8 protein-coding genes and 1 pseudogene are annotated in these 21,690 nt (G+C 44.8%); 1 reads left to right on the top strand and 8 read right to left on the bottom strand.

Annotation, left to right across the window (positions count from 1 at the left end):
* From FS373_RS31200 to FS373_RS31765, 6 genes and pseudogenes are all read right to left on the bottom strand, one after another.
* Positions 1 to 731 (bottom strand): annotated as a pseudogene (locus tag FS373_RS31200) (RHS repeat protein); the annotation flags it as partial.
* Between the two features lie 57 nt (positions 732 to 788).
* The gene (locus FS373_RS31195; protein WP_152831528.1) at positions 789 to 5,012 is read right to left on the bottom strand and encodes a SpvB/TcaC N-terminal domain-containing protein; all 4,224 of its coding nucleotides are present in this window, start codon (positions 5,010 to 5,012) and stop codon (positions 789 to 791) included.
* 354 nt (positions 5,013 to 5,366) lie between these two features.
* Positions 5,367 to 7,247: a glycosyl hydrolase family 18 protein gene (locus FS373_RS31190; protein WP_152831526.1), complete on the bottom strand. Its 1,881-nt coding sequence runs from the start codon at positions 7,245 to 7,247 to the stop codon at positions 5,367 to 5,369.
* A gap of 71 nt (positions 7,248 to 7,318) precedes the next feature.
* Positions 7,319 to 9,421 carry a glycosyl hydrolase family 18 protein gene (locus FS373_RS31185; protein WP_152831524.1) on the bottom strand — a complete coding sequence of 701 codons (2,103 nt, stop codon included), beginning with the start codon at positions 9,419 to 9,421 and terminating at the stop codon, positions 7,319 to 7,321.
* A gap of 75 nt (positions 9,422 to 9,496) precedes the next feature.
* Positions 9,497 to 17,263, bottom strand: coding sequence for a Tc toxin subunit A (locus tag FS373_RS31180; protein WP_152831522.1), 7,767 nt, complete (start codon positions 17,261 to 17,263; stop codon positions 9,497 to 9,499).
* Between the two features lie 343 nt (positions 17,264 to 17,606).
* Entirely contained in the window at positions 17,607 to 17,747 is a 141-nt protein-coding gene (locus tag FS373_RS31765; protein ID WP_194165962.1) for a hypothetical protein, read from the bottom strand.
* A gap of 460 nt (positions 17,748 to 18,207) precedes the next feature.
* Here FS373_RS31765 and FS373_RS31175 point away from each other — a divergent pair, with 460 nt between their 5' ends.
* Complete coding sequence (locus FS373_RS31175) at positions 18,208 to 18,915, top strand: IS6 family transposase (RefSeq protein WP_152831521.1); 708 nt, start codon at positions 18,208 to 18,210, stop codon at positions 18,913 to 18,915.
* 37 nt (positions 18,916 to 18,952) lie between these two features.
* Here the strand turns inward: FS373_RS31175 and ltrA are convergent, their stop codons facing one another.
* On the bottom strand, positions 18,953 to 19,966 hold the full coding sequence (gene ltrA, locus FS373_RS31170) for a group II intron reverse transcriptase/maturase (protein ID WP_227993455.1): 1,014 nt from the start codon (positions 19,964 to 19,966) through the stop codon (positions 18,953 to 18,955).
* Positions 19,967 to 20,617: 651 nt separating this feature from the next.
* On the bottom strand, positions 20,618 to 21,690 hold a 1,073-nt coding region (locus FS373_RS31760; protein ID WP_322619593.1), incomplete at its 5' end, for an RHS repeat-associated core domain-containing protein.

The following is a 21,690-nucleotide window of genomic DNA, read 5'->3' as shown; positions in this document are numbered from 1 at the left end:
ACATCATACTCGCTGCGCTGTCGATTGCTTTTAGCATCCCACTGAGTCAGCATCACACCCAAAGCATTATAGTGCCACTGGGTCACGTAGACCTCTGGGGCGAGTGCATCTTTCCAGGCGCCTTCATCATCGCCTTGCCAGTCGCTGTCATCTGTCTTAGATGTCAGCAGCTGCAGCTGCTGAACTAAAGGCTGTCCGGTCAGATTAATACTGGTGGTCTCTGCCAAACCTGCATGGTCATAATGGCGGATAAGTTGCAGGTTCAAATTGTCATCAACCTGCTCACTATCGCCATACACAAAGCGGTCGGTAACTTGTTCTGCACCATTGTGGGTATCGGCGCGTTGCTCATGAATGGCCAGCGGGCGATGCAGCGGCACATCATAAACGTAACGCCGGGTGGTGCCCAATTCATCCCATTCTTTATGGGGCGCGCCTTCTATGTCTAACAGCGCCACTCGCCAGCCCGCATCGACACTGTCGACCCGCAGTGGTTGGCCAGCCAGACTCTGGCGTTGAGACAGATTACTCAGGCCTTTATCAAACAAGCGAGGGTCGGCTGAGCAAGCCAGTTGCCCCAGGGCATTATAAGTCGAGCGGGTGATTAAACAGTCCAGCTCATCTGTGGCGCTGGTGCGGTTGTATTGGACCCCACGAACAGCCAGTCCGCGGTTATCGGTGACCGTTATCGAGGGGGTACCCTTGAACACGTCAGGGGAGGTAGTATTCATAGTTGTGTTCCTGTGAAGGCCTTAAGGTACCGGTGAGCGGCACCTTAAGGTGTTAAGTTAGCGTGATTTGCTTGTCACTTCAGACCAGGTGTCGTTCTCGTCTTCTGCGACCGTGAACCAGGGCGTATAATACTGCCGGCGCTCAAAACCTTTGGCGGTGACCACTTTAATCTCTCGGCCTAAGGGGTCATAGTAATGAGTATCGGCAACCCCCATAGCCTGCATACCCGCATCAGTAATATAGTGCCAATCATCAACAAAATAAGGTTGGTATTGCCGAACGACTAAACCTTTATTGTTGTATTCCACTCTCCCACTAACTAGCCAGCGGGGCTCCACACTAGGTACTATAGGATCCAGCTCTCCTGTTGCAGTACGTTCATAAGCGGGTCCAGGATTGACTTTTTGCACGTTCTGCAAAGCCCGCCCAAAACCATCACTGTAAGCGAGCTGCACTTGTACTTGCTGCTCATCGATATCAGGATAATCATCTGCGACTAAGGTGACCTGATGCAGTGGTAACGAATTTGATTGCCAACTGAATTCATCGCGGGCAAACAGTGAGGCCTCTTGCTGTAAGCTCTCCCCCGCAGCGTCTATCAGGGCGGTGACATCAAGCGCCGCCGTGATATTGCTTTCTAACGAAGGAAAACCTTTATCTACACCATTCTCAGTATCATAAAATGAACTGCTTACCGGAGCGCCTAGAGGACTCACCGCGGTTTCTTGGGTATTACTGTTAATATCTAGTAGAGCAAGGGACTGTAATTGTTGATAGTTGACAGTCATGGTCGTAGCATTACCAAGCGCATCAGTCGTTGAGGTCACCATTAAATGATAGGGGTCATACCCCAGCAAAGTTTCTCCTACTAATCCCGTTGTCTGGAAAGCTTCCGGTAAATAAAAAGCGGTATCAGCGAGGTAACGAGTATAAGATTGAGGTACGACCCAAACATCATCTTCATCTTCAAAAGAAAGCACACGTTCGGAAATCACGTATCCAGCCGCTCCCAGCTCATTCGACAACTCAGGAAGAGTAAGCACGCCGGCGTAGGCCTGTAACGCTGTATCATCGAATTCCGCCACTTCGATATGTTCCACTCGAGGCGGATATGTGAAGCCAACAAGCTCATCACCACCTTCGACGCAGTAGAAGCTCTTTTGTTGCCCAGCAAAGATTCTAGGGGTGGCATCGGTTAAAAGCGCTTGAAGTTCCTCAACGCTAAAGCCATTCACAGGTATACTAGCTTCTAGCCCTTCAATAACATCGCTTCGATTCTCAGAAGGCAAACCTATCACGCTATAGTTGTCAGTTTCCTCTTGAAGGTAAGCACTCCGGCTTTCATTAATCCTAAGCACGAACTGTTGATCATCACTATCCACATCATCTGTAACAGGATAAATAGCATCCCAGGTTCCGGACACAACAAGGCGTCTCGGGTAACTAATTGAAATCTGATGAATTGGTGCACCATACACATCAAACTCCAAGGTTAACGCGTGTTGGCAACTAGGATCACTACTGATGCGCTCATAGTGATAACTCAGCTGCTCCAAGGATTGCTGCCTCAATGTCGGTGCTGCCGCCTCCTCCACGCCCTCTTGTAATAACGCCACTTGATAACGCATACTTTGAACCGAGTACGGGGCTGATTCAAGTGCACTGCCATCCAGGCCATACACCTCTTCACGCAAGAGTGAGCCCGTTAATGCCCGCTCAGCCCACCATAAATCAGACTCAGAAAGCGCATCCCCCCAACCATTGAAGCTGGTATCTTGCAGGACATAGGCCTCAACATCATCATTCCAAGGTGATGGAAGCAGAGACAAAGGTAAAGTGCGACCCACATGATACCAACGGCGGGTTTTCAGTGCTGGAGTATCCGTATCGCGAGGACTGAGTAATAATTGTGTATCTACACTTTCTACATAACCAAAACCACGGTATTCCCGCTCTACGCCATCATACAAACCATGGCGATATACAAATTGCTGGGTTAGCTCATTACCGGTAATATTGTCGATTTGAGTCAGTTGCTTCACTAGATACAATGGCAGAGGAAGCAGGCAATCAGCTAGAGGGTTTTCAAGCTTTTCATCTAACCACTCTTGACCTGAATGCCGATAGGTTATCTGGCTAACCGCGCCACATTGATTGTTTAATTGTTGAATAAGATAAGGTTTATGCTCGCTCAACGGCAAGAGATAATGTGCAGGCGACATATGAGGAACACTGAGTAACACAGAGATGCCCCCCGTGCCCTTCATGTCATCAAAGGTAAGCTGACAGGTGTCATCGAAAAGGAGCCCTGTAGGCAGAGCCACGATTTCGGGAGTAGCAAAACCATTGCCTGATTGATTTCTATAGACGGTGATATTATCTGAATTAGCATAGAGTAAATCATTGGCTCCTGAGCCATCGATATCGACCAAATATAACCTATTCGGTTGGAAATTCTCCACACCTGGCCACACCAAGGTAATACAATCACCAAATTGCCCCCGTCCTAGGTTTGGCCAACAGTGGACGCTACCATTATCGATTTCAACCAGCTGTGCTTTCCCTGAGCCCTGTATATCACTAAAGGCCACTAATGTGCACTTATTGCGTCCCTGGATCGGCAGAGGTCGATTGAGTGCACCAAGATCTGTTGTTTCACCTTGAACAAAACCTTCCCGTGTATTCGGGTAGAAGCGAACACTGTTAGGCCCAATAACAGCAACATCGGATAAACCTGCTCCTGTGATATCAGCAAATATACCTTCACCGCTTATCAACTCGGATGGCACCGCTGAAAATGGTGTAAATGACTGCCAAGTTTGGTCATCTTTCAGACTGAAAAATCCATTTAATCCAGGTTGAATCACCATCCAATCGAGACGACCATTACCGGTAACATCGGTCAACATTTGCCTGCCATTTTGCAACGACGGCACTGGGGCCACTGACTCCCAATCGCTATATCTTATCTCATCGCTGTCTGGCGTTCCGCGCTGGGGCGCGCGGTATCGCCAGTCTGTACCAGAGCGGTATAATACCCCAGATAAGCCTTCCCCATAAAGATCGACTAACTGATAAAAGGGGGATTCATTAATCCCCTGTGTTGGTGGCAGCGTCTGCCATACTGGTATGCTAGGCAAGGTAATGTCTTGATAGGTTATCTGCAAGGCAGGATGAGATTCAACCAAAATATCTCCCGCTGAATTTTCTCCATAGGCGTATTGCTGTGCAGAGGTTAGGCGACTCAATATTGGGTTTTCATCATAGCTGAGTATCAACTGGCGTACAGGCATAGGCGATGTCGTCAGCTCTGATGCAAAATGGTGAAACATGATAATTTGATGACAAAGACGATGACAACGTACTTCGAAACCATAATGATAATCGGAGAATGCATCTTCACGGGCAGTCCAATTGCTAACAGACTCCCATTCGGGAAGTACAGCGCTTGGAGCGCTACGTTGGCCGTAATCGAACACCACACTGAATAACCATTCCGTGTCATCATCTGGCCAAGTGTCATCCCAGCAATAAAGCGCAGAGGAGGGCGTTACATTGCCATACAACACCTTTGTTAGATAGGATAAGGCGCCGAGTTCTCTCCCTTCTTGTGGGGGGAATGTACCCACACCATCGGCATTGTCTTCTGGCTGATAAACATAGCGTATATGTTCCCCTTGAGGCGACAAACTTTCCTCTATCGACCACTCGGCAATACGGTCGCCATTACTGGTCTGAGCCGAAGGTGATTTCCCCAGACAATGCAACGAGCCATCGGGAGAAAAAATCAACCAAAACATCGGAGCTGGCAAGCTCACTGGCTGCCAACGTTCATAACGCTCATAGCCTCCAGCCACACGGGAGCGGTAACTGATCACGTTATGTTGCTCAGTCAATATTGTCCCAAGTGGTGTACGCTGCTCGATAATGATCTCTCCACCAGGATCACGAATCGGCTCAAGCACTTCGCCACTCGGGCCAACATAGCGGACGCTATCAGGATCATCGTAGTTGGGAACCCCGCGTTTGGTATGGACACGAATTGATAATAAGGGTAACTGCCAGCCTACACCAAAGGGGCTATTTCCCTGAGCCGTTTGATAACTCAGGGCAAGTGAGGGTGCCAAGCCCCGCCCTTCGCTCACAGGCACAGGAATAGAAAACTGCAAATCTCCCGTCGGTCCAGCATGTCCCGGTGTTGTTTGCGCTGTATTTATGGTACCTCCACGCTGAGGGAGCTCGGGAGGATTAATCGCCAAATTGGTTGTAGTTTGTGACATACGTACTCCAGTAACAGAGCGCTTATTGACGATAAGGCCATACCAATAAGCATAAAAAACTCAAAAATCCACCTCAACACATATGAAGTAGATATATAACATTTCACCCAACAAACACGTGACTCAGAGCGTTATTACAATAAACACCACTTGATGTTAACTGTAAGGTGGTTGACTTTTTGCGTAGCTACATTCTAAAAACAATATTTCACATAAAAATCAAACCACTAACGCTACATGGTATAACCGTAAGGCGAGTGTCAAATAGTATAAAGGCCAAACGCTGTAATAGGAGGTAAGGCCATTATGTGGGAAACATAGGCCTTATCTAATCATAAGGCCCTTCCCTTGCGTTTATTGAGCATCCAGACTAGGTTCTCTTGGCTCCGTCAAACCTGGCTTAGGATCTGGTTCAGGCCCTCCCCCCCCTATCACCTCTAAATACTCACTCATGTCTTGTACGCCGCTGATGAGATAATAAGGAGCCATATCGAAGGCGGTCGTATTCATATTAGGTCCAGAAGTAGGGCCTCTGTCAGCTATCTGACCCAACCCTTCCCAAGCGGCATTGGCTAATAAACCGTTATCTTGATCCCCCGTCCAAATAAACAAGCCTCCTAACTGTCCGCCAGGATAATTTTTCACAAACTGTGCTTTTGCATAGACAGTTCGAGGGGTCTCGATAGACAAAAATAGGCCAGTATACTGATTTCCATTAGTCACATAGTCAGCAACATTTGGATTATGTAAAAAGTCGGCATTAGCCTCATTATCGGTACAGAAAACAAACCCTGTACTCAAATATTGTGCTGTATTGACTGCAATCCTTGCATCCCTATTCGCAAAGATAAAAGTATTAACTTCACCTGTATTAGCCGCCACCATGCTTTCTAAATCTAAATAGTTAGTCAGCAGATCGGGAAATTCCGTGACGCCGTTTTCCAGAGTACCTGTCGTTGACAGATTTTGAGCATCAGCAGTCCCTGTTAACGGCGTGATTTCAGTTAGTGTCGCATTACGCGCATTACGGCTATAACCAGCAAAACCAACATAAACCTTGTTGTTCGGTGCGAGACAAGTCCCTATCAAGTAATTAACGGCAGTTTCTGTAGAGTGTTCGGCGCCAGTGCCCAAATGAAGATTTGTGTGGTGAGCAAGAGGTACCGCCCCCGTTCCTGTAGGGGTGGTAAATAGATCGTAGGACATGACATTAAAGGCAACATCATTGGCATTTAAGTCCGACATTGTATTTTGTAAATCAGCAGCTATTAAAGTCTCTACATTCGCCGCAATAGCTATGCTGAGCTCAGGAGTATTACCGTTACCATTACCATTACACTGGGTCTTTATTCTCGCAATTAATGCCGCAAAATTTGCGCCATCCTCTGTGCCATAAGTATTACCAGCCCCTGGCGAGCCAGGGTATTCCCAGTCCAAATCTATATGGGTAAACATAGGAAATTTTTCTTGAATATTATTAACACTCTTGATGAGTGTATCTGCTAGTGTAGTTGTAGCACCGCTAGCAGCAATATCATGAAAAGCGTAGCTCAGGGTCCAGCCGCCCATACTGAAAGAAAGAGATTTGTCGCTATTTGTGTTAATATCTCTGAGCGCTCCCAAATAACCCAGAGCAGTATCTTGAGTATAATGGAACTCTGGCCCATCCCACCCGCTCACCGTAAACCCACAATTTAAAAAAGCTTGGACATCCCCCCAAGCGTCGGTAAATGTTGCAGATCCGTCACCTGTTGTAATCTTAAAAGCAGTGGCCGCAGCATTCGAAGTATTACTGTAGGGTGAGTAATTACCTGTATGACCAACAAAGCCCATCACTATTTTGTCATAGGGCATGTGCTCTAGCTGCGGATAAGCAAAACCGCGGCCGCCTATAACAGTTACCCCAGGACCTGGTATAATAGTAGCTAGACGATCATCATATTGCGCCCAATCACCCACATAACAAAAGACACTAAATTCCCCCGACGAAGGATAAATATTACCGACAGGTTGAAGTTTACGTGCTGGCGTATAGGTCATGTTTTCAACACTAGTATATCCGACAACATGTGGATCTGAGGTAGCCTGGGATGCTATATCGTTTAGAGGATTAAAACAATTCAACTCATAAGTTAGCTCTCCAGCCCCCTCAGCTTTATAACCGGAGTTCAGGTTATCCCAACCAGGGTCTTGTGCATATACTAATTTTTGGGTATTAACAGTGGTATCTGCCATAACTATTTTTCCTTCAAAAAACTGATTAATATGCAGGCCTAGCGAGAGATACCGATAGCCCTGCTATTACATTATTTTTTATTGCAAGTTGCTTTAGCTGCCGCTTTGGGTTTAGGTGCAGCTTTGGGCTTAGATGCGGCTTGTACAGCAGGTTGTACATAATCAGGCAGTAGAGTAACTGGCTGTAATTCGATTGGCACCCCTGGGTTATATAATGGCCCCATATCAATCTTTTCATCCGCCTCACTGCTCACCAGATAACCCGCGCCTTCACGGGCGGCATTGGCCAATAAGCCACAATCCTGATCTCCCGACCAGGAAAATACCGCCCCAAGCCCTTTTTCCATGGCATATTCAGCTTTCAACTTAACCGTACGCGGGGTATCTAGAGAAATAAAATGATCACGGATAGCTGGGCTACTTGTTGTATTATTATAAAGAAAGTCCGCATTCACTGTCGTGTCTGTCATTAAGACAAAATCATTATTTCCTAGTGCTAATTGGTATTCTAAATCTAAATAGTTATTCACAATATCAAAAAACTCGGGAGCGCCGGCTTCAAACGTGCCCACAGAAATATTGCTACCGTCGGTGGGATTGCCATTATCGTACTTACGGTCTATGAGGTTTGCCCCCGTACATGAACGGCCATAGTTGGCATAGCCTAAATTAATCTTGCTAGCAGGAATGCCTAAACCAAGTAAATACGTGATCGCCAGATCCGCCGATAAATCTTCCTCTGTATTTGCTAGTGTCCCCTCTGGACTGTATAAATTAGTATGATGACCGATATGTGAAGCCCAAGGCGTGCCAAAGAGGTCATAGCTCATCAGGTAGATATTATCCACCCCAGCATCAGACAGGTCTTTTAAATTAGACTTCTCCATTTTAGCGATCACCGCACTACAGGCAACACTGATTTCTTTACGGTTACTGCCTTGAAAATTGGTATCCAATGCCAGACGTAAATCTTCAATCACTTTCGTATAATAGATTCCGTCATCATTTTGATATGTCTGATAGGTCGCCCCCGCATCCTGAGGATACAACCCGCCGCCACCTGGATATTCCCAGTCAATATCAACGCCTGTAAACATCGGGAAACGTTTAAAAAAATCCACGACACTGGCAACAAATTCCGCACGCACATCATCATTATGTGCCATATGAGAAAAATAACTGGATAAACTCCAACCGCCAATACTAAGGGCTAATTCTAGATGGTGTCCCTCACGGCGGGCTTGATCTTTTAAATCACGTAGCCCACCCAAGAGCCCCGAGGCCGCTTCTTGATTGTAATAGGTTAAAAAATTCGCATTAGAAATCTCAGTATGTGCTGGCCCCCCGCCTACATTGCGACTACTGCCCAAATCACCATAAGGGTCAACCGGTACGATATGGCCTACCTTTATTTTCTCTGTAAACGGCACTTGATCATTCCAGCCATTAAATACATCCGCCACCTTCCCCCCAGGAAACAATTCATCGCCTGCGACCCCCAAAAAGCTGAATATCAACTTGTCATAAGCCGTAGGCGGGATCTTGGCTAAGTCAAAGCCTCGGCCATAATCGGCTAACGTAAGATTTTCAGTATCATCAAGCGGAAAATCCAAGCGACCATCGAATTGACACCAATCAGTAACATAAGCACAGACTTTGGGGCGGCGGGTAGCTGGATCACTCGGTTTAGGATCTGGGTCATTACGGTTGGGATCTGGATCATAGCGGTTATACATATCATTACAGACTCGACTAGCGGTATAAGACAAGTTATTGACTCCGCCGCCGCTACCATCTGGGTTGAACGAAACATCTGGCTGACCATAAGTATCGTTGGTAATGGTATCTGTCTTTAATATGCCAGTGGGGCCGTCGTCCGTTATCTTTTCCAACTCTTCAATACTCGTAGCAGGACAATCCAGGCTGCTCTCACTCGGATCCATTTCGCGTATCCATTGCCAAGCATTATGAGGACTCGCTACCGTACTCTCATCACCAGGACCAGGTATGTGCCAGCGTTCAACCCAATACCTATTTTGGTATACATGACCGTTATAAACAACATTAAATGTCTCGCCGCCGGACTGTTCAGCCCATGTTGTCAAGTGCGAGCCTATCTCACAGGTTGGATTGGACATGGCCCTGACTGATGTATAAGTTTTTGTAATGCTCATAGCATTCTTCCTTGGTATATAAATTATTAATAAATCAAATGAAGCCACAGGGTGCCCATGGGCACCCTGTGGGATTTAAACCGTGATAGCGGTATAGTTCATATGGAAAATCACATCAGTTAAGTTATCAAGAATCGTATCTTGTCCCTGTGAGAACTCCAAGGTCCAACTCGATTCAACCCCCGTACCCTCAAAGGGTAAAAAGCGTCCATCATCATTGAAGGTAAACATGCCATTATCTTCTACTCCATGGGACAATATCACCTGTTTTCGCTCAGTGCCGACACTGCCATCTATGATACTGGACAGCTGAGTCAAGGTGGCTTTAATATCCTGATAAGGCCCGACTAATGTTGGTAATGATATAGCAACAGATTCAATTCTCTGGTTTTTCAAGCCTATAAAGTCATTAGCAAAATGCTGGCTAATATTAAAGTTGAATACAAATTTACCATTTGAATCTCTAGCTTTTTCAAAGTCGCCATCCGGCATGTGGTCTTTCAAAGAAATGGTTTTGGTGATTTCCTGACGGCGAATATTTTGATAAGCGTATGCTTGATCCATTTGGATCAAACCTAACTTCATGGTTTCTCCCACTAATAGCCCTTGGTATAAATCATTCCAAACACCAGGTTGTACAAATTGACTCTCAAATTGACCAATTTCATATTGCCAAGACGCTTCGGTCGTTAAACATAACGACATCACCGCATCATAGGCTTGTAGATATAAATTTGATAACTGACTTGTCATCCAAATGTACAGATTTTCATTGGTGAAACGACTGCTAAAATATTCAAAGAGCTCTTGTGACTGCTCATATTCCGCTTCTATTTGTTCCAACTGGGTTTGCCCCGCCTGAACTTGGCGTTGCTGCACTTCCATTTGCTTGTCGATAGCGGTTATTTCTAGCTCAGCCTGCTTATACTGTATTTGCCATTCTTGTCGCCTGCGGCGATAAGACTCAGATACACTCAGACTCTCCGCTTTAGCGCTATCGGACTGGTAACTAATTGTCGTGGCCTCAGCCATTGCATTTAATGGCGCGCCCCAATTCATCCCACCACAGGCCAAACCAAACATATTCGGTATCATATCCAGTGCTGCTGCCGCTGTTCTCATCCCTTGAGCAGAAATGAGGGCGCTGGCAGCGCTGGCTTGCAGTTGAACCACTTCGTGTTCGGTACTTGAAATGTTTTCGTCATACAATTTTTTATAGTGTTGATAACGTTGATCTGCGCTTTCACGCGAAACTTCACTGACTGACAACTCCGCCTCACTGATTTCAATTGATTGCTGTTGTAAGCTAATAGTAAAGTTATACATGGCTAGCTGTTGATTCATCTGAAAACTGTCGAAGTTAAGCCCATCTTTACGTTCCAGTAGACCCAACAATGTACTACCAAACTGAATCAAGGTTTCTACCCCGTTCATGGCCTTGTTCATCATAGGCTCAAAACGATAATTAGGTACCACAAACTTAGCCGCCCCGGCATTATTCAAAGCAACAACCCGTTGATAACGCTGAGATTGTAATGCCATCGGGTCTACGGGGGTTTCATAGAGCTGAGTCGACATTTCTTTACCATCAATCGTCAAATTATGGCGCAAATTATAAAGCCGTTGCTCTAGCGTATCCCACAGCTCTGTGAGTTTAGAATTAAAGGGATCTAAAAAGAGACCATTATCCTGATTAGATATCGTACCATCATAGGTGACAGGGAGTGTTCTGAGCGATAATGTGTTCATTTCCTCCTCGCGCTGCTCACTTTCATTGTTGTTTGCAGCATCTTCTAAGATACAGGTCTCCCACGTTGTTGCCATCTGAATGTCGGGTCTTTGATCCAATAGAGCCCCGGCGGTATCGTAACTTAAACGAGCAACAATTCTGGAAGAAGGATCTTGTTTACGGTATTCCTTATCCCCTTGATCAATCAGATTATCTACATAAAAGCGAAAAATGGCTTTACGGTAATGAACAGGATCTGATTCAGCAATGGCATCTGGATCTGCCGGTTGCGTCAAAGCGCGGTTCAAATCATCGTCGTCTTCTAACGGGCTTAACGGACGACAATTCCAATAACGTGGTTTACCCTCTGCCAACTCGGGTTGATCTAAGCTTTCACTCGGGTTAAAGATATACTGTGCCCATTGAGCGGCTTCTTCATAGCGCTGCTCAATATTCAAGCGCCAAGCGACTAAATAAGGCATATGAAAAAATAGCTCCCAGAAATAAATACCATTCGCCCCGTTAAAGTCAATCGGTACATCGGCGTTGCCGGGTATCACAGGTGGTTCATCAAGGTTTTGAGTCTCCCATTCAAGTACATAATCAATGCCCTTGGTAGCCCTAGATATTAACTCTTTAGCAAATAACGTATTAAGGCGGATCGCTGCATCATTGTTATGATGCTTATAGCTTTCCGGAAACTGGAGATATTCAACTTTATTATTCACTCTATTTTGCACTAACTCCCGCAATTTTTTACCGACTGTATAAGTTGCGGTAAAACGCCCACCGTTATCTTCTATATAATAGGGATCACCAGGCTGCCAAATTTCATCCTTAACTAAACTAAAGCCAGCTTGAACGACAACATCTCCCCAACCAGACTCTAACTCAATAACCGCACTCAGACTGACTTCATCGGGAGCAGTAGGGTATGAGTCAGCGCCAGCTATTGGAGTTTCATCAGGATTGTAGTAAGCCCTATAGTCTTTATAAAGCAGTCTTCCTGTGGTGATATCATTTCCCCCTTCAGGGCTTCTCTCCCACACCCAAATACAAAACAAAACAACTGTTAAGTTATCGCCCTCTGTAACACTAGGATCCTCAAAATAATTATAATCAGGTGCCTTCGCGGTTATTGATAATCGATTGATATCATCGGCTGTAAAAGCTGGAAGTATTTCTATATTATCCTTTCCGTATGTCCCTGACTTACCCCCGCTCACTGGATAGTCATCCGGCCCTGTAATGGAGTATGTATCCTCAATTGGCCACTCAGTTGTATTGACATAGGGATATAATATCAACTTTCTGGCTTTCTCCTTGCGTGCCCAAGCCTGGTCAGTCGTCGTTTCTAAAGGCGGATATATATCTGGATCAAAAATACCACCAGTTGTGAGCTCTTCACCTTCAAAATAAAGGTTGCCGGCGTCACGAGTGTAAAACCAAATCAATTTATCACTATAATAATCAATATCGGAAAACGTTGGCTTAGGTGACGCTGGAAAGTCCGTTGATTCAATCAACATGGTATCGCACGCATAAGCAAAACAAGTCGTATAATCGTAGAAGCCTGGTCCATCATCGCCTATGTTTGAAATATAACCCACGAGCATCAATTTCTCTTCTGCGCGAGTGGTATCCATCACGGCGATCAGATCGGTTATCTGATAATCCAAGCCCTCTTCCTTCAACAGGTTCGGAGTACTCCAGGTGCCATCAAATTTAAGATGAGCAAGCATCAATTTAGTGATGAACGACGTCGTTGTAATCATCTGACCTGTCTCGCCATCTATTACACCTGTGTCTTTTTCTTCTTTAGAGACTTCTATCCAAGCCACATATAAGCGGCTATTTAAAATAACGGGACGCACAGTGCGAGGTATCGCTGCATCCAAGGGGAGAGCAATGTGTTTCCACTCCTCCCATGCACTTGGATAAAGATCCAAAGTTGAGGCAATACCTTGTGTCATATCCAGTGAGCGCCAATAATACAAATAAGGCTGAGTTCGAGTCTTGGCGACAAAATACATTTTGTCTTCAGCAATCTCGCCCCCTGACTCATAACCAGACAAGACTTCAAGGTTACTCACCTCCTCAAAAGCATTCAAATAGCCTAATACGGCATTCTCCACCGTCTCTTCTTCTAACTTTCCTTGATTCAACACAGATTCTAACTGAAAAAATAAATCTGTTTTTCCCAGTCGCAGCGTCGGATCAATATACACTTCTGGATAAATTTTAAGCTGTTGATTTCCAGCCCAATAACCATAACGGTTGGCAAATTCACGCCAATTAAGCGTTTCTTCCAAGGTGGTTTTTAACCCTGGTTCAAGGTTGAGGGTGATGCGGTTAATATATTGCTGAAGGCTTTTGGTGGCCTGGGCAACGCCAGCCGTTTTGACTTTATATGACACTTGAGTATCAAGTAATAAAAAATCATAAAGTGTATCAACGGTTTTCAACCAATCGCGATAAGGTGCCATGTCATCATCATTGGGCACCAATTGGTCAAGATAATAGCCCACCAATGCATCGCGCAAGGAAGAAGCAAGGTGCTCCCCTAAGGATTCATTGTCTTCCTTAGACGCGGCGACCACATCTTGGCCGACCGGTTTCAAATCCTCAAGGATTGAATCAACAGCAAGCGCGGATGCTGAGATCACCTCATAAGCCGACATGCCTGTTTGCGCCGATAATTGCTGAATTTGAGATAGCCAATTTATTTGTAACATATTTGTAGCACGTGGTGGAATGAAGTCAGCAGTAGCATTCAAGACTTCCTCAACATTCCAGGCCAAGATGTCGGCCATTAACGTTGCATAATCAAAATCATCTAGGCTATCTGTCTCTCCATTTATATTTGCAGTAGCAAAGTAATCTTGAATCTCTTGTTCGCTATAAGACGAATCACTCAACAATTTAGTGTAATCGTTTAATATCCAAAGCTCTTTCAATGTGATTTCAGCTGTAGTCACTGGAGCTAAGTTTAACCAAGCAGGCTGAGCCAAACGCATAAACAACGCATTCTCACTTAGATTAAATTTAGACATGACCCCCACATGTAACAACACATCATAAGCAAAAGTGAACAACTCAGGATCAAGAGGCTTCGCAGTTAGGTCTGTCTCGAGAAGTAGAGTACAAATATCCATAACACTACTATTGCACCAACTTAACAGTGGATTGACCTGCTCACGGGAAACCCCATATTCATTGGAAATCGCGGTCGCCACCAGATTATCTTGCGCCGATTTTGCCTGAGAAATAATTTGCTCCAACACCGCAACCGTATCGGCATCGATGTTTTCATTGTCATCATCAGGTAATTGGAGCGCCTCAACAATTGCTACTAATTCTTGATTCAAATATTCTGCGTCAGTAAGACCCCATTCCTCAGGATAAGGCCTTACTAAACCTTCAGGCGTAATCAAACTAGCAAGCGTGTTCATCCAAACTGGGGGAGGAGGCTGAATTGCAGGCACCGGGATCGATGGCAACTCAGGTCGTTGAAAACTCGCCTCACTCAATAATACCTCACCGGTTAATTGCTTTTGCATGCTACTAAAGAAGTCCACCATTCCTTGAGTCGACACTAAGGGAGAAGCATTTACTTCGAGCAAGAACAATAGATTTGCAGTGGTAAAGCCCGACTCTCGCATAAATGCAGCTAGTTGTTCCAGCTGCAGGATAATCCCCGTCGTATCCCAAGCAGCATCCTCGACTCTGGGCTGAATAACAAGCTGGGTAACAAGGGTTTCATTTAGACCTAGCACCTTGCTTAGGATTTTTAACAAATCTAAGCCTTCTTCAGGAGATAAACCAAACAATGCCGGCAGGTTAACTAAGCGATACAAGGCTGACAATACTGGTGCCGTACGGTTCAGCGTAGTATTAGTAGTAAAGGGAGGGTCTATGTTAAATGCTTCCTGCACCAATGGCGCCAATAATAAAAAGCTCGTCGTAGAGATGGCTAAACCAGAGCAGATTTGTTTAACATTAGCATCGAGTGGATCGGTATAATCAAATTCCGTAGTATCTTGAACAAACGGGTCATCAAATAACTGGGGGTTATTAAAAATGCGATCAAAAAATGGTACCTCTGGGCTAATACTATAGACACTCATATTATCAAACATGGTGCTAAATGCTTCAACTGTCATGGAGTACCGTTCATTCAAGTGACAGTACAAACCATAGGCCTTTATGGTCTGAGGAGTGATGTCCCCTGTTGAATTTACCTCAGCTTGCATGACTGAATTGAGCAATAAATCGAGCTTATCATGGGGCAATGCGGACCAACGGGCTAATCGTAAAAACCGATTAATTCGCTCATAATTAGCCGGGGAGGTATTATCTATTTCCCGCCATCCATTGCCGTCAGCCTCTCGCTTAATCTCAATGGATAGCGCTGACGGGCAGGCGTTATTAATATATTTGGCGCCATAATGGTAGCTATCTGGAAAATTAAGTGCTGATTGTCCACCACTAAAGATGGTGTTATCAAAGACGACATTAGGAGAGACTTGGGGACGATAGTCTCCTTGTGCCAATAACTGCTCAACTTCAACCGCTGTACCGCTAACCGACTGAGCAAACTCAGTAATTTGTTTTAAATCACTATATTCAGCTTCAGTTTTAATACCATAGTTGTTAAGGAAATAGTCTGCGCTACCCGTCCATAGATCACTTGCCGATATAGTATCCTCAGTAAGAGAAAACGCAAAGCGAAGCTGAGCAAAGTTTTCTCCGCCGATAGTTTGCGCATCAACATCCAGCGAACCAAAATAGGGACCAGCAGACAGGTCAACAGGAATGTCACTAGAAGATAAGCGTAGTTGACGACTGTAAGCTCTTTTATTGTGGGTATCATCGCTAGCTTCAAATTCAACCATGCGTGCTTTTACGCGCTGGTAAGTGAGTACACTTTCACCTCTCAGCGTAATAACTTGAGGATTGAGACCCTCATCATCAAGACAAGTCAAAGAAAACTCATCGAAGTGGTCAGGGCAATCCGGCGTCAAGGCACTGTACGGCGGTACTAAAGCGCCTAATGGCACGAGATAACCATGCTGATCTAGATTGGTGCCTGGCATAATTTCAGTCGTACTGCCAGTTAGATATCCTTCATCCAATTGCTCTGCGGTTACCTGATACTGCGAAAAAGTGGCCGCTTCTGTTAGCAAGATACATTCATGGTTACTCAGTTTACTCGCCGCGAATAGCACATTGTCTCGTTGATCCTGAGTCATCTCCCATGGTAAAGAGGCTTCCGCCCCTTCTGTTTGGACCAATTGGTTCAACGTGCAGTCTTTCACCGCCAACCCCGAATGAATTTGATCGTTCGGAAAGCTATAAGGCAAGGCAAAAGGGAAGCGAGTACTGTCCAATATGCCATAAACATACGTAGGATCGGCTGCCAGCGGTCCATCATCCATAGCATTTAGAAAGTTTTGGATACTCAACATCAAAATGGCATTCACAAAGTCTAATTCAGGTAGTTCCTGATATGTGGTGTCATAATTAAGTGGCAATTGGGCTATATCCGGCCGACGCTTATCTAGTGTGATTGAACTCGTACTACTATCCGCTTCAATTTCTTGTATAAATCGATAAAGATCAACCAAATAACTAACAGGTGAGTCTACAGCTTGGACTTCACCAGAACGGCAAAAATCAAGCCATGATTCAGGAAACAAGTCAGCATAACAAGGTAAATTATCCCCACTTTCGTTAGTTGCACCTTTCGTGCTTCTAGTATTCCCTACATTCTTGTTATTATTTTTACGTAGTTTTCCTTTGCGGTACTTTTGGATGACTTGAGTAGTAAAGCTGGCGGCTTTGTCATAAATCTCACCCGCTCGACCAAGTAATTGACCATCATAACGATAAATAAAACGTGATCTAGAAATACGAGTAATATCAAAAATAGAGGTATGCCCTAATTTCACGAGCATATCTTGAAAATACTTAATCTCATCAAACTGCGCTGGGGTTGGTCCTCTGACTTGTTTTATCGCCATTAAGACACTTTCTGGAATGGACGCTTTTAATAACGAAGAAACTGTCTTTTTGGAGCCTTTTTTATTGGCATTAATTATCGCACTACTCATGTTACATATCCTTCTGATATTAAATTATGAAATACGAATTTAAAGTTACTGGACTTCATTTGCTGTCGATCCAATCGCTAATGGTTCAATTATTAAGTTCGAGGTTGTTGAACATGTCTTTTTCCTGCGGCTGTACAAGTTAACATGTTCTTATTAATGATCGCCCTACCCTTGTAAAAGTTTAATTGACAATAAGTTAATCTTTACCAACGCCTGGTACTAAAGGAGTTAGTAAGATCATCGAATTAAATAGCACGAAAAATAGCTTCCCTCAGCAGCATTGATATATTCATTCGTTGTTACCCGAAATAAATACGTGAGAATAAAGTGATTTGTAGCGATATCATTCGCTGAAATCACCACGCTCTTGCCCTGCGGTATTAAACCAGACACTGAAGGTATCTCTTTCTATGTTGCCAAAAAACTTAGCGCGAATGTTGTAGTCACTGATATCCCGGTAGTGATATCCAAGGGATTTATCCATTATCGACTGTCATATGGCGGCCGAATTCGATCCTAAAGAGGAGATGGAACCATAGCCTGTAATGACACATCGACGCGAAAGCCTGGATGATTTGTCCATGATGCTTCCCTATGATAACGGTGAATTTAGGGCTCTGTTCTTTAGCCCGAAAGAGCTTCGGTGATCGGGCTGGTTTACTGATAACGTGTTTTATTCGCCCTGTAACGTAAAAAAATGTGATTTATGCTTAATTATGAAAAAAATGATTAATTGAGTATTACGTTTCGAGTTGCCGATATACATTTACGCCTTAAAATCGAGACAACGTCGAGTGACGCACACAATATAGCGTGCGTTATATGTACGGATAACTGACTGGTCGAACAGGGAGAGCATAAAAAGTGTGGGGCGCCCTTAACGGCTCTGTTGCAAAGCTCGTCGAATCAGCTAAGCTCCTCTTTTGTTTTAGGCTGGCTATCTCATGACCCTCTTTAAGTATCGACAATTTTCCCATGATATTATCATTTGGGCTGTACGTTGGTATTGTAAATACGGGATCAGCTATCGAGAGCTCGAAGAGATGCTCAGTGAGCGTGGTATCAATGTTGATCACAGTACCATTTATCGCTGGGTTCAGCGTTATGCGCCAGAAATAGAAAAACGATTAAGGTGGTATTGGAAGCCCAACGCAGGATTAAGCTGGAAGGTCGATGAAACCTACATCAAAGTGAAAGGCAAATGGGTGTATCTGTATCGGGCTGTCGATAAACAAGGTCATACCGTCGACTTTTATTTATCGTCCAGACGTAATGCTAAGGCGGCTAAACGGTTTTTGGGTAAAGCTTTGAAAGGGCTCAAATGCTGGGAATGTCCCTCCGCCATCAATACCGACAAGGCCGCTTCCTACGGTGTAGCCATTACGGAATTAAAGAAAGAAGGCAAATGTTCTGAAGCGCTTGAACACCGGCAAATTAAATACCTGAACAATGCGGTAGAAGCCGATCATGGAAAATTGAAAAGGCTCATCAATCCAGTTCGAGGATTCAAATCGATGAAGACGGCTTATGCCACTATCAAAGGATTTGAAGTGATGCACATGTTTAAAAAAGGGCAGTTCAATATCTGGTTATCCGGTCAAGGAATAGCAGGAAAGATCCGTCTAATCACCAATGCACTGGTAAACTATTAAGAATCAGCCTAATAACCGAAGTACTTTCGGGCTAGGCTCAATCTTTGCAACAGAGCCTACTCACGCCCCAATTTAGGTTCGTCAGTCGTCTCATCTTTTGTTTGAAAATATGCAGCGTTTTAGCGTGCCACTGGATCTTCCCTCGGTTAAATGTAAACCCTAGGAACTTGCTTTGACCTACCTTAACCACTTGGCTTTTCTGTTCATTAACAACCAGTTTTAGCTTAGTGGCAAGGTAGCGAGTAATGCTCTTTAGTACCCGTTCACCCGCTCGAATGGATTTAACCAAGATGATAAAATCGTCCGCATAGCGGGCGAATTGATGCCCTCGGCTTTCCAGCTCTTTATCCAGACTATCCAACATTATGTTAGATAGTAATGGCGAGAGTGGACCGCCTTGAGGTCCCCCTTCAAAGCTTGCCTCAAATTGGTCGTTGACCATCACACCTGCACGAAGGTATTTACCAATAAGCGCCAGCAGACGCTTATCCTGAACCTTGTTCTTTAGCTGAGTCATCAAGAGATCATGATTAACTCGATCAAAGAACTTAGACAGATCAACATCGACAGCAAATTTCCGTTTCTGTTTGATGATATCCCTAACTTGCAGTACCGCTTGTTTGGCGTTTCTGTTCGGCCTAAAGCCAAAACTATTAGCCGAGAAAAATGGGTCAAACAGTGGTGTGAGTATTTGTGCAATCGCTTGCTGTATGACACGGTCAACGACGTTTGGGATCCCTAATTTGCGCTTACCGCCATCAGGTTTGTCGATCTCGACACGCCTGACCGCTGAGGGGTGGTATTGTCCTAACTCAAGTTGAGTTTTACACCGTTGCCAGCCGCCTTGTTGCATCCAGAGCGGGAAAGCTTCGATGGTCATACCATCGATGCCTGCCGCGCCCTTATTGGCTCTAACTTGCCGCCAAGCTCGGTGGAGGTTCTCAGGTTCGAGCAGTTGATGAAATAGATCGTTGTTGAAGGCAGGTTGCATCTCAATACGCTGCTGATAGTAATCGTCTGACGACGTAGTGGGTATCGACAAGTTTGACAAGACTCCTCCTTCTTCTAAATGTTCAGGCCTTCACCATATCCCAACCATTACGATGGGCGTTGGGCTACTATGCCGTCTGCTGACTTCTGTTTAATCACATACCGAGTTACCCCGTCATGCGCTATCGGTTTCCATCTGGTTCGCTCTTTTCAGTCGATGACACTGAAAAGCCAAGGCACTTGTAGACCAGAGCCTTACTGGTTAATGACCGATCGCGTGTTAAGCAGATCTCCCCAGATAAGAACATGAACTTTCTTTGCACTGCTGCATCATTTACGGTGGCCATTAGATCACGTGGTTTCGTCGTCTTGTGCCAACTCACCTCTAGCCTACGCCTCATATGATGTTCTTGTTCATCAGCTCGCAAATTTGCTAGCGGCTTCCTTCAGACCAAGCCTCGCGGCTAAGCCCTTGCCATTCGCTAGTAGTTAACGTTTAATAACAGCACGTTATTTAACGGTGACCTTCCTACAGAGGACTTTCACCTCATTAGTTCATGCCCATGCTGGACGTACACAAGAAACGCAGAAGAGCCAGAGTAATCTGGCCGTTCTACTCAAGCAAAACCCCAAGCTTGATGACAGCTCCTATAAACCGCCAGTTGGGCTGGCGGTTGTCATCTTGATGTCTTCACTATTTCTGTCTACATCACTAAATAGAATTTCTGCGCCTCAATCTTTTATCACTTTCTACTTTGCCTGTCATCACATGCTCAAGTCCCGAGATAATACCAGAACAATTATGACAAGCCGGGAAGTCATTATTTTTATCCCCTGTCAATCGTTGCGTGAATATATAACTATTATTGAGTTTTTGTGTTGTATTTCCACGGATATCAGATGTGGAAACTAGGTAGTTCAAGGCCTGTACTTCTGCATGCAAGCCAGCGATCCCGGCCATTTTGGGTAATACATTGTTGTTTATGGCAATATGCGCTTTTATTCTGGTTTCTACCACTGGGTGTAGTGGGTTATCAGATTTATTGTATTGTTCTTTTACACCAGAAATGAAGCTCTTAATATCCACCACACGATAGTAGCCCAAGCTAGTGTTTGGCCTCCATCTCGATGATTTTGCAAGTTTGTTAGGATGATATTTCTCTAACTCCGGTATCGCCTCGTCACTTATTAGTTTTACGCCCGGAAACGTGTTTTTATTCTTGAGGCTCCCCGCAAAATTCAGAAATCCGTCTTTGTAAACAGGAGAATCCCCTTGTGGTGTGTTCACAAAGCCTGCATGTGCGGCATATCCTTTTAACTTAGAGTTTGTAAACTGTATATTTCTCGATTCTTTTTCTCTGTCTTTCGGCTTTTTAATAAGTTTTAGTCTTTGCTCGTTTGTGTCAGTTTTATCAAGGATTTTCCGTGTACTATCGGTAAAATCATGATGAAACTCCCTTAATTCAGGGAGTTGCAGATAAGTCAGCTCGGCCATGTTCTGCGTTTTCTCTGTTGCTGCTAAATCAAGCCATTCTAGTGCTCGGCCGTCACTGTCTTTGTATATCAGGGGATTGTTTCTTACCATCTGATACAGATTCAAGCCATCCACCGTCCAAGCCGGATCCGGATTGAGCCAGCGCCCCATCCATGGCATGTAATAACGATAACCGTAGTAATACAGCCCTGTGGCATCCCGCTCTTTACCTGAGTAACGCACATATTTATACTTCGCCTCCGAGGTATGCTTTGCACTCCACACTGCCGTGCCACCGAAGGGGTAATACT

Source organism: Shewanella sp. YLB-07 (genome assembly GCF_009377275.1).
This window is presented reverse-complemented; position numbering and strand designations above follow the sequence as displayed.